This window comes from Acinetobacter sp. OYA S30, assembly GCF_033599315.1.
Classification (GTDB): Bacteria; Pseudomonadota; Gammaproteobacteria; order Pseudomonadales; family Moraxellaceae; genus Acinetobacter; species Acinetobacter baumannii.
Map to the genome: position 1 here is coordinate 1 of NZ_JAWVAV010000060.1, position 11,678 is coordinate 11,678.

Annotated in this window: 10 protein-coding genes; 6 read left to right on the forward strand and 4 right to left on the reverse strand. The window is 38.8% G+C overall.

Features of this window, described 5'->3' with window-relative positions; translation table 11 throughout:
• Window positions 1-82: 82 nt before the first annotated feature.
• From fusA to R5R67_RS17875, 4 genes are all read right to left on the reverse strand, one after another.
• Window positions 83-2,221, reverse strand: coding sequence for an elongation factor G (gene fusA / locus R5R67_RS17860; protein ID WP_000113824.1), 2,139 nt, complete (start codon window positions 2,219-2,221; stop codon window positions 83-85).
• Window positions 2,222-2,399: 178 nt separating this feature from the next.
• Window positions 2,400-2,870 (reverse strand): 30S ribosomal protein S7, encoded by a 471-nt coding sequence (gene rpsG / locus R5R67_RS17865; RefSeq protein ID WP_001138055.1) that lies wholly within the window; start codon window positions 2,868-2,870, stop codon window positions 2,400-2,402.
• A gap of 159 nt (window positions 2,871-3,029) precedes the next feature.
• A complete protein-coding gene (gene rpsL, locus R5R67_RS17870) occupies window positions 3,030-3,404 on the reverse strand; it encodes a 30S ribosomal protein S12 (protein WP_000246374.1) in 375 nt (124 codons plus the stop codon).
• 200 nt (window positions 3,405-3,604) lie between these two features.
• Complete coding sequence (locus R5R67_RS17875; RefSeq protein ID WP_000160011.1) at window positions 3,605-4,930, reverse strand: EcsC family protein; 1,326 nt, start codon at window positions 4,928-4,930, stop codon at window positions 3,605-3,607.
• 296 nt (window positions 4,931-5,226) lie between these two features.
• On the opposite strand from R5R67_RS17875, the gene R5R67_RS17880 reads away from it, so the two are divergent.
• The 6 genes from R5R67_RS17880 (at window position 5,227) to R5R67_RS17905 (ending at window position 11,640) form a co-directional block, all read left to right on the forward strand.
• Window positions 5,227-6,456, forward strand: a complete 1,230-nt coding sequence (locus R5R67_RS17880) for a beta-ketoacyl-ACP synthase II (protein ID WP_000832710.1) — start codon at window positions 5,227-5,229, stop codon at window positions 6,454-6,456.
• 18 nt (window positions 6,457-6,474) lie between these two features.
• Window positions 6,475-6,927: a protoporphyrinogen oxidase HemJ gene (gene hemJ, locus R5R67_RS17885; RefSeq protein ID WP_000339889.1), complete on the forward strand. Its 453-nt coding sequence runs from the start codon at window positions 6,475-6,477 to the stop codon at window positions 6,925-6,927.
• A gap of 170 nt (window positions 6,928-7,097) precedes the next feature.
• Window positions 7,098-7,958, forward strand: a complete 861-nt coding sequence (locus R5R67_RS17890) for a pirin family protein (RefSeq protein WP_000838095.1) — start codon at window positions 7,098-7,100, stop codon at window positions 7,956-7,958.
• 90 nt (window positions 7,959-8,048) lie between these two features.
• Complete coding sequence (locus tag R5R67_RS17895; RefSeq protein ID WP_001048150.1) at window positions 8,049-8,609, forward strand: hypothetical protein; 561 nt, start codon at window positions 8,049-8,051, stop codon at window positions 8,607-8,609.
• Window positions 8,610-8,993: 384 nt separating this feature from the next.
• Window positions 8,994-10,619, forward strand: a complete 1,626-nt coding sequence (locus R5R67_RS17900) for an NAD+ synthase (protein WP_000834616.1) — start codon at window positions 8,994-8,996, stop codon at window positions 10,617-10,619.
• Entirely contained in the window at window positions 10,612-11,640 is a 1,029-nt protein-coding gene (locus tag R5R67_RS17905) for a hypothetical protein (protein WP_000139295.1), read from the forward strand. The genes R5R67_RS17900 and R5R67_RS17905 overlap by 8 nt, the downstream gene beginning before the upstream one ends.
• Window positions 11,641-11,678: the final 38 nt, after the last annotated feature.

An 11,678-nucleotide genomic window follows, 5' to 3' on the forward strand; every position in this document is an offset into this window, starting at 1 on the left:
TTATTAACTACTCATGGAGGGTCGCTCCATGAGCACTTGGTTTTTAACTAAGAATTAGTTAGGGCTTATAGTAATCGAAAGATTACTCGTCGTCACCTTTTTTACCGCCAGCTTGGAATTTAGCGATGATGCCTTCAGCCACGTTACGTGGAGTTTCAGCATATTTAGCAAATTCCATTGAGTATGTCGCACGACCTTGAGACATAGAACGCATTTGAGTCGCGTAACCAAACATCTCAGCAAGTGGAACTTCTGCTTTAATTGCTTTTGTTCCACCAGGAAGATCGTCCATACCTTGAACCATACCACGACGACGGTTTAAGTCACCCATGATATCGCCCATGTAGTCTTCTGGAGTCTCAACTTCAACTTTCATGATAGGTTCAAGAAGAACAGGATCTGCTTTCATGAAACCATCACGGAATGCATAAGAACCAGCCATTTTGAACGACAATTCGTCAGAGTCGACATCGTGGTAAGAACCGTCAAAAAGAACAGCTTTAACGCCTACAACTGGGTAACCAGCCAAGACACCATTCTTCATACGTTCTTGAATACCTTTGTCAACTGCACCGAAGAATTCTTTAGGTACTACACCACCAACAACTTCTTCAGCGAATTCGTATTCTTTACCAGCAGCTTCAACGTCAAGCGGTTCTAAACGAACATATACGTGACCGAATTTACCTTTACCACCTGTTTGACGTACGAATTTACCTTCTTGCTCAACAGTTTTCTTAATCGTTTCACGATAAGCAACCATTGGTTTACCGATATTCGCTTCAACACCGAATTCACGCTTCATACGGTCAACGATGATGTCAAGGTGAAGCTCACCCATACCAGCAATAATTGTCTGACCAGATTCTTCATCAGTGTGAACACGGAATGAAGGGTCTTCTTTAGCCAAACGGCCTAAAGCGATAGACATTTTTTCTTGGTCAGCTTTAGTTTTTGGTTCAACCGCTAACTGAATTACTGGATCTGGGAATTCCATACGTTCAAGTGTAATGATGTTTTTCTCATCACATAATGTATCACCAGTAGTAACGTCTTTAAGACCTACACACGCTGCGATATCACCTGCACGGATTTCATCAATATCTTGACGTTCGTTTGCGTGCATTTGCACGATACGACCGATACGTTCACGCTTAGATTTAACTGGGTTATAAACAGCATCACCTTGTTTAAGAACACCAGAGTAAACACGTACGAATGTTAAGTTACCTACGAATTTGTCGTTCATGATTTTGAACGCAAGCGCAGAGAACGGAGCTTCGTCAGATGCTTCACGAGACGCTTTAGTTTCGTCTTTATCGTCAAGGATACCTTCGATCGCTTTAACTTCTGTAGGTGATGGTAAGAATTCAATTACAGCGTCCAACATACGTTGAACACCTTTGTTCTTGAATGCAGAACCACAAAGCATTACTTGGATTTCAGAAGCTAATGTACGAGCACGTAAACCTGCGATGATGTCTTCTTTAGAAAGATCACCCTCTTCAAGGTACTTGTCCATTAACTCTTCAGAAGCTTCAGCAGCAGCTTCAACCATGTTTGTACGCCATTCTTGAGCAGTATCAACTAGGTCAGCTGGAATCTCGCCGTATTCAAACTTCATACCTTGAGAAGCTTCATCCCAGATAATTGCCTTCATTTCGATAAGGTCAACTACACCAGTGAATGTGTCTTCAGCACCGATTGGCACAACGATTGGCACAGGATTCGCACCAAGACGTGTTTTCATTTGTTCAACAACACGGAAGAAGTTTGCACCAGTACGGTCCATCTTGTTCACGAATGCTAAACGAGGCACTTTATATTTGTTAGCCTGACGCCATACAGTTTCAGACTGAGGCTGTACACCACCAACTGCACAGTAAACCATGCAAGCACCGTCAAGAACACGCATAGAACGCTCAACTTCGATTGTGAAGTCAACGTGTCCCGGTGTATCAATTACGTTGATACGGTGTTGTGGGAATTGGTTACCCATACCAGACCAGAAACAAGTTGTTGCAGCAGAGGTAATTGTAATACCACGCTCTTGCTCTTGTTCCATCCAGTCCATTGTTGCTGCACCATCGTGTACTTCACCAATTTTGTGAGATACACCTGTGTAGAACAAAATACGTTCAGTTGTAGTTGTTTTACCTGCGTCGATGTGCGCAGAGATACCGATGTTACGGTAACGAGTAATTGGGGTTTGGCGAGCCATGATGTCTACATTCCTAAATGTTATCTTTAAAACAGGGCGCACCAATTAAATTGATGCGCACGAATACTCAAGCGGGGCAACTTAAATACCCGCAAAGCCCCCACTTTGGTAGAGAGCAATGTTGAATCTAGCTACTGTATGCATGAGTATTCTCCTGATTAGGGACTGTTTTATCCGCTTAGAAACGGTAGTGAGAGAAGGCTTTGTTAGCTTCTGCCATACGGTGCACGTCTTCACGTTTTTTGATCGCAGCACCTTTGCCTTCAGCTGCATCAAGCAACTCGCCAGCAAGACGTAAAGCCATAGTTTTTTCAGAACGCTTAGCAGCAGCATCTACTAACCAACGCATTGCTAAGGCAGTACGACGGGATGGGCGTACTTCCATAGGTACTTGATAAGTAGCACCACCAACACGGCGTGCTTTTACTTCGACCATAGGACGAACTTTTTCAAGAGTAGTCTCGAAAAATTCAACTGGGTCTACTTTGTTTTTTTCTTGAACGCGTTCTAAAGCACCGTAAACGATACTTTCAGCAATAGATTTTTTACCATCTTGCATTACGTGGTTCATGAATTTAGCGATTGTTTGGCTGCTAAATTTAGGATCTGGAAGGATCTCACGAGCAGCGACTACGCGACGTCTTGGCATTTTAATACACCTAATAATATGACACTTCAGGATGATCCAGCAGTTTGTACAAGTGTCATGTACACGACGCTGGCCTTACTATACGTCGCTTGAATTACAAATCTATGAAGAATTCAAACAAGCGAAACGCTAAAGGGCTTTTAGACTAGTTTCCCAGAATTACTTCTTAGGACGTTTAGCACCGTATTTAGAACGTGATTGGTTACGATCTTTAACACCAGCACAGTCTAAAGAACCACGAACGGTATGGTAACGTACACCCGGTAAGTCTTTAACACGACCACCACGGATAAGAACAACACTGTGCTCTTGTAAGTTATGGCCTTCACCACCGATGTAGCTAGATACTTCAAAACCTGAAGTTAAGCGAACACGGCAAACCTTACGCATAGCTGAGTTAGGTTTTTTAGGTGTAGTTGTATAAACACGTGTACAAACACCACGACGTTGTGGACAAGCCTTCAACGCAGGAACTTTGGATTTTTCAACCAAAGTCGTACGACCCTTACGGATCAACTGATTCGTTGTTGCCATATGGCAATTCTCCCGTTATTAAAAAACCTTAAAAAGAAAACACCTCTTTTTAAGGGCACATAATTGTAAGCCAAGATGCAAAAATGGTCAACATGGCAGCAGTTGCCAAATGTTGACCATATCAATGATTGACAGGATTATTTACAAATTTAAATAGGGATGAAATTTAGTTTTCAAACCCTACCTTTGTAATTGTATTGTTAAGAGTACTTTTGCCCCTCTATAACATCATCATTTTCTTCACTTTCAGGCTCTAATGCTGGCTTTTGTTCACTATGTTCATGTTCAACTACATGTTTCTCTGCAAGATGCTCAATTCCTTGGTGAACATTTTCTTGAACTTTTTCTTCGCTTTTTTCAGAAGTATTTGATTTGACCACAACAGATACTTTTGAAATTACATCATGATTTTCAATTTTATGATGCTGCGTAGCATGGACACTACCATTTTCACCCACATTTAAAAGACGTGGACTCGCTTTTTGAATTAGAGTTACCGCCGCATAGTACGCCTGTAATGGTGATAAATGCTCATTTGGATGTTCATTTAAATAATGTCTTGCTGCACCGAAAATAGCTTGTGCCTTATGGCCTACATCTTCTTGTAACTTCCAACTATAAACAGCACTAAGCACTGCACCAGCTACTGGAGTAAACTTGCCTACCACAGCAAGTTGCGGAACTTTATTTAACCAGTTCCATTTAAATTCACCATTTTCATCAACTAACCAGCTTTTTAAGGTTTCAATATCATTTGAAGAGCCAAGTACTTGCTGGAACTGTTGAATGTCTTGAGTCTCCAACATATTTCGTAAGGCTTTCAGTGCCAAGAGTAAAGTCTGCTTTTCCGCAATTAAGCTGATATCAACTTCTTTAAAAATAAATTCAACAACGTCTTGGTCAGTTGCTTCGGTTAAATCAAAGCCGTGTGATCTACCTGTTTGGTAAATTGTTCTCAAAACTAGGACTAATGAAACTGGAATATCTACGGCGGCTCCAACCATTCCAGATACGCCCGTAATTGCACCTTGAATACTGGCAATCAATTTATTTTGTTCAATAAGTGCCTGACTTAAACGTTGGGAGCGTGAGGTATCTTTTGTAAGCTCAAATAAGTCTTTAGCCCCCGCTTCTTCTAAAATTTTTTCAGTTAACGTACTTTTCGAACTAAAGTCATTCAACCAATCAAATAAATAGCTTGATATTTTTTCATTCCAGTCAGGTGAAATAAATGTAGCGATACCATTGACCTTTCTAAAATGGCGTCCAAATACCTGACGAGTAACTTTAGGTAAATGTTCACGTAACATTTGTTGTGGGCTTTCATACTGCTCCACTTCAAACGGACTTTTATTTCTGGCACTACCTTCTACTGTTTTGCCATTTGAAAGTGGCTCAACCAATTTACTTACCTCACCAATTTGACTTTGCTGCAAGATGTTTAAACCAGTAGAACTGAGCTTTTTAGCCACTCCGAAGACCTGAGAAAACAAATTGTCAGATTGATTATTATTAAATTTTGTCATCCAGTACCTCGATTTTTTAATTTATCTAATTAGAGATAAATACTAGGTGGAATGTGGATTTATCTCAACTTGAATGTGTGTATTTTAGTTAACCCTAAATGCAACATACTGTGTATTTGGTTATTTTTTTTAAATGCAAAATTGACATAAAGATTTGCCATAAGAAATAAAAAACCTTTCTGCTATCATGGTAGCAACGAAAACATGGGTCTACTGTTCTTACAGCTATATTCTCCTATCATTTAATAGCTGCTCATGATCATAGACTTTAAATATCACCATAAAGGGACCTGTAGATGAAACGTGTTGTAATCACTGGTATGGGTATTAACTCATGTATCGGTAACTCTTTAGAAGAAGTTACTCATTCACTTAAAAATGGAATCTCCGGGACACGTTTTAACCCAACTTATGCTGAACTCAATTTTAAAAGTCATGTCAGCGCTGCGGCAGAACAAGATTTTGACAATATTGATCGTAAATTAAAACGGTTCATGGGCGTATGTGCAATGTACGCTTATAACTCTGCTGTTGCAGCTGTTGAACATGCTGGCTTAAAAGCAGAAGATTTAGCAGATAATCCACGTTATGGTATTGCCGGTGGTTCAGGCGGTGGTTCAACTGCTTCTGTTGTAGAAATGACTGAACTTTTAGAAACTAAAGGTGCTCGTAAAGTTGGTCCTTTCTTTGTTCCACGTAACATGACAAATACAATCACTGCAAACGTGGGTGTAGCATTTAAACTTCAAGGTATTGCTCACTCAATTGCAAGTGCTTGTGCAACTTCTGCAGATGCAATTGGTTATGCATATAACCTTATCGCTCTAGGCAAACAAGACCTTATGCTTGCTGGTGGTGGTGAAGAAGATCACTGGTCTCAAAGCCTATTGTTTGATGCAATGGGTGCTTTGTGTTCTAAATACAACGACACACCTGAAACAGCGTCTCGTCCATATTCTAAAGACCGTGACGGTTTCGTTATTGCTGGCGGTGGCGGTTTCGTTGTTCTTGAATCTCTTGAACATGCTCAAGCACGTGGTGCAAATATTCTTGCTGAAGTTGTTGCTTATGCTGCAAACAGTGACGGTGCTGACATGGTCGCTCCAAGTGGTGAAGGTGCAACTCGCTGTATCTTGATGGCTCTTGAAGAAGCGAAACAACACGGCGTAGATAAAATTGACTATGTAAATACACATGGTACTTCTACACCAGCAGGTGACGTGACTGAGCTTAAAGCAATGGAACGTGCTTTTGGTGAAGGTAAAGTTCCACCTCTTAGCTCGACTAAATCTATGACTGGTCACAGCTTAGGTGCTGCTGGTGTTCATGAAGCAATTTACTCTGTATTAATGCTTCAAAATGACTTTATCGCGCCAAACATCAACGTGACTGAGCTTGATGAAGGTACTGAAGGCTTTGATATTGTGCTTGAAAAACGTGATACAAAATTGAATACTGTAATGAGTAACAGTTTTGGCTTTGGCGGTGTTAACGCTTGCCTAATTTTCAAGAAGTGGGATGCATAATCCCGCGTAGGATTATCGATGGATGCACCTTCTGATGCCTTTTTGTGGGTAAAAGCATTACATATTATTGCTGTGGTTTGTTGGTTCGCTGCTTTGTTCTACTTACCACGTCTTTATGTTTACCATGCAATGAGTGATGATGCTACCAGCCATCAGCGCTTTGAAGTGATGGAACGTAAGTTGTATCGAGGTATTATGTGGCCATCTATGATTGCCACATTAATTACTGCTCACTTTCTCGTAGATTGGGGTGATGCAACTAGACATTACCATGAAGCCACTTGGTTTTATCTAAAAGTTGGATTAGTGGCTTTATTAGTGATCTACCATTTAGTTTGTGGTTACTATCGCAAAAAGCTTATTGGAAATGCTCACTACAAATCACATAAGTTCTGGCGTTTCTTCAATGAAATGCCAACCTTAATTTTATTTGCTGTTGTGATTTTAGTTGTTGTAAAACCTCAGTTTTAACTGGGGTTTTTTATTATCTAGGACTCTCATCTCATTCTCTTATGCATTTTACTGACTCAACCTATTCATAATTTATTATTCAGAGCAAAAGACTTTTATACCAGTCTTAATACATTCTTATAAAAACATCTCATCTTTTTTATAAATTCAATCAACAGAAAGGATAAAGCATGAAAAGTCTGGCTTTTATTCATCGTAACGATACTCGCTTTGCGGTCGGTGATTTTTATCCAGTTCTTTCTGTTTTTTCCTACCATGAGTTAGGCAATACCCTCTCACCCTTCTTACTACTTGACCATTTAGGTCCCGGCAAAATTGCACCTTCTATGAAACGTAGAGGAGTTAATGATCATCCCCATCGTGGATTCGAAACGGTAACACTTGTTTATGCAGGTGAACTGGAACATAAAGATTCATCTGGTGGAGGTGGATTTATAAGTGCTGGCGATGTGCAATGGATGACCGCAGCCTCTGGTGTGATTCATCGGGAATTGTTTAGTGAAGAGTATTCTCGATCTGGTGGTCCCTTTGAAATGATTCAACTTTGGGTCAATTTACCAGCAGCAAATAAAATGAACTCTCCGCGCTATCAAAGTTTAAAGAAAGCTGAAATACCGATGGTGAAACTGGAAAATGAAGCTGGATTTGTACATATTATTGCAGGGCAGTTTAACCATGTTATAGGTCCTGCACTTACTCACACTCCTATTACCGTACTAGATGTAGAGCTTCAGGCTGGTCAGCAAGCCGCCTTCCCTGCTCAATCTGGTGAAACAGCTTTAGTTTATTTACGTTCAGGTCGGGCACAATTTCAAAAAGATGAAGACGTTTTAGAGGAACAAGGCCTAGCAGTCATGTCAAACCAAGGAGAGCATTTCTCTATTACTGCCCTGCAAAGTTGTAAATTACTTATTTTGACAGGACAACCCATCACAGAACCGATTAATGGTCATGGTCCATTTGTAATGAATACTTATGATGAGATTTTACAAGCCTATGATGATATTAAAAATGGAAGATTTGCCAAGTAAAACAGACCAGCTGCCGCATGAGAAACAAATGACAGTTATTTGCGTCTGTCTTTCAACATAGTTGATGTATGTTATGCTACAAACCAATAGATGAACTTATTTATTAGCAAAACTATGTTCACTCTCAACGCTTTTAAAATTGTCATATATCGACAATTTATTATTTTCACCCTTTTTATATTTCGTCACTTAAAAAGCTATCCAATTCGATTTCTTACACCTGAAGAAAAAGCTTTAGCACAAAGGGTGTTTGGGAGTTTGCTAGATTGTGAACGTCCTAAAATTATTGCTACTCGTTACTTACCGTGGCAAGCGCATGGAATTTTGATGGCTCCAAATGGGAATATATACGTCAATCTTTCTGACTACAGCAGTAATTACGCGCTAGAGTCTAAATTCATACAAGGGATTTTTATTCATGAGCTAGCTCATGTTATGCAATACCAACGAGGTATTCATGTATTACTAAAAGGTGCGTTACTGCAATCCGCCTACTATCTGAGTTTTAAGTATTACAACCCTTATAAATATACTTACCATCCTCAGAAAGCGTTTAGTTCTTACAATATTGAGCAGCAAGGAGAAATTGCTAGAGATATCTGTTCAGGTAAACTGCCAAATATCATTTGTTTACCTCAACTTGATTTGTAACCAAATAATCCAGTTTGTTTTCAACGTAACTTTTTTGCTAACTTATCAATAGAAATTTGATAAACAAAAAACATAAAAATAAAGTTGAGATCTAAATTTATTAATGTCAAATTATTGAAAATAAGTATAAAAACTTATTTCAAATTTTTGAGCGATAAGGCAGTATACAAACAATAAAAATAATGAAGCTTGTTTCTATTGTATACAGAAAATCTCGTTATTTTTACGCAGAAAATATGTGATTGGTATATATTATTGATCTTGACATTTTTGTTTACTATTTTACGTGTTTATTATCGTGCTATACACATCGTTGAAAAATTATATCCATAAAAATCAACACTATGTGTATTTATATTCGTTATGATCTAGGATTAGGTTTGAATGAAAAGTTTTAAAGTTGCCCTTGCTCAGTTTTCTCCGCATATTGGCAATATTGACTCAAACACCCAAAAGATGATTGAGCAAGCAAATCAGGCGAAAAAACAAGACGCTGACCTGATTATTTTTCCTGAGCTTTCTGTGATTGGTTATCCAGCTGAAGACTTATTGTTACGTCCAAATTTAAATAAGCGGATGCAAAAGGCTTTTGCTCAACTTAGTGAAGTTAAAGATATTGTGATGGTTTTCGGCTTCGTAAACCAGACAGAAGATGGCCAACGTTATAATTCAGCTGCTGTCATGAAAGACGGTCAGGTTTTAGGTGTCTTCAATAAACATAACTTGCCAAACTATGGCGTTTTTGATGAAAAACGTTATTTCCAAAAAGGCCATCAGCACTTGGTGTTTGAGTATTTAGGCCATAAGTTCGGTGTACTCATTTGTGAAGATATCTGGTCAATCAATACAGTAAAACAATTAAGCCAATTAAATGTTGATACTGTACTTGTGCTTAATTCATCGCCATATGAAGTGGGTAAACCACAGCATCGTAAACAGACATTAAGTGAGCTTGCAAAGCAGCTTCATTTAAATATTGTTTATGTTAACCAAGTTGGTGGACAAGATGATTTAATTTTTGATGGCACAAGTTTTGTCAGCAATCAAAATGGTGAAATTGCTTTACAAGCACCTAGCTTTAAAGAAGATCTCTATATTGCTGAATTTGACCGCGATACAAAATTATATAAAGTTGTCGAGTCTGCTCCTGCATTAGAAACTTTTGCAGAGATCTATCAAGGCCTAGTTATGGCAACACGTGACTATGTAGAACGCTCAGGTTTTCCTGGGGTAATTTTAGGTCTTTCTGGTGGTATCGACTCTGCTCTTACACTTGCTATTGCAGTTGATGCAATCGGTGCAGAGAGAGTTCAAGCTGTGATGATGCCATATACTTACACTTCTCAAATTAGTGTAGAAGATGCAGCGGAACAAGCTCGCCGTATGGGCGTGACTTTCGGTATTGCCGAAATTCATTCAATCGTAAATAGCTTCATGCAAACTTTGTATCCGTTCTTTGGTAATTCACCAGCCGATGCGACTGAAGAAAATTTACAAGCGCGCGCTCGTGGCACATTGCTTATGGGCTTATCTAACAAGTTTGGTAATTTAGTTCTTTCTACAGGTAATAAATCTGAACTTTCAGTTGGCTATTGCACACTTTACGGTGACATGGTGGGTGGCTTTGCTGTTCTCAAAGATGTTTATAAAACAATCGTGTTTGAATTAGCAAAATACCGTAATAGCTTAAGTGAAACTCCGGTTATTCCTGAGCGTGTAATTACTCGCCCACCTTCAGCAGAACTGCGTCCAGATCAAAAAGACCAAGACTCTTTACCAGCGTATGATGTATTGGATGCTATCCTTTATGCATACATTGAAGAAGATTTAGGTCAGGCAGACATTATTGCCAAAGGTTTTGATAAAGAAGTTGTTGAAAAAGTCATCCGTTTAGTTGATCGTAATGAATATAAACGTCGTCAAGGTGCGATTGGCCCGAGAATTACTTCTCGTGCATTTAGTCGCGAACGACGTTATCCGATTGTCAACGGTTGGACAGCGAATGACTGAGCAGAAAAACTCATCAAAAACTACAGCACTTGCTCAAGCACTTTTGCTTGAGCAGGTGGAATTTTTCAAAAAACAATTATCTATAGAAAACTCACCTATTTATTTCCGGCAATTTATTCAGCTTTTTATGCAACATGCCGATGAAATTAAACTTTATGAAGTTGTGGATTTAGAACAATTACAAGCCGTTGTGAAACGCTATGCTTTTGAAATGCAGCTTGGTGCAGGCTTGCTTGAGTTTATTGGGGAAATTGCACAACGTATTTATTTATCTGCCATGAAATCTCCAGTTCAGCTACAAGACTTGGTATCCGATCACCAGTTTGAAATGTGGCTTTCCAAGTTTTTGGAAATGGAGCATATTCCACATTATCTCAATCAGTTTTTAAGAACTAGCCCATCTGTCCAACAGCTTTGCCAATATATTGCCACTTCAACCTTAGAACAAAAATTACCTAAATTTCTAACAGCCTCTAGAGTGGATGACTACCATTTTGAATGGCAACATAAACTCAAAAAATTCTCTTTTTTACAGCAACAACGTCTTGAGCATAAGCTTGAAACGTGGATTGCCGGCTTTATTCATGAACAACTGACAGAATTAAGCCTTTTATCGGCTGAAGATTTAGAAAGCTTAGTACGTCATATCTGGGAAGATATTAGACATAAAAAAATCTATGAGTTTATGAAACAGCTCACTCCTCTCGATGTTGAGGAGTTCTTTGTTTTAATTTATGAATACTGGAAAGAATTACGACAGTCACAATTTATGCAAGGTCTTATTTTGTATGGTGTCGAAGTTTTTTATGATTTTTATAAAGACCAGAGTTTATTTGAAGTATTAAGTGCAATTGGTTTATCCGAAACTGACTTACAAACTGAAGCTTTACGTTTTTATCCAAAAGTTATGGATGCCTTTAATGAACACGGTATTTTGGAACCGTTACTTCAAGCGCTCTTAGCTCCTTTTTATCAAAGTTCAAAAACACTCGATATAATTGAAAAACATTTTAGTGAGTAAAAAATAGATAAAAAGAAACCACGCAGGAGCGTGGTTTT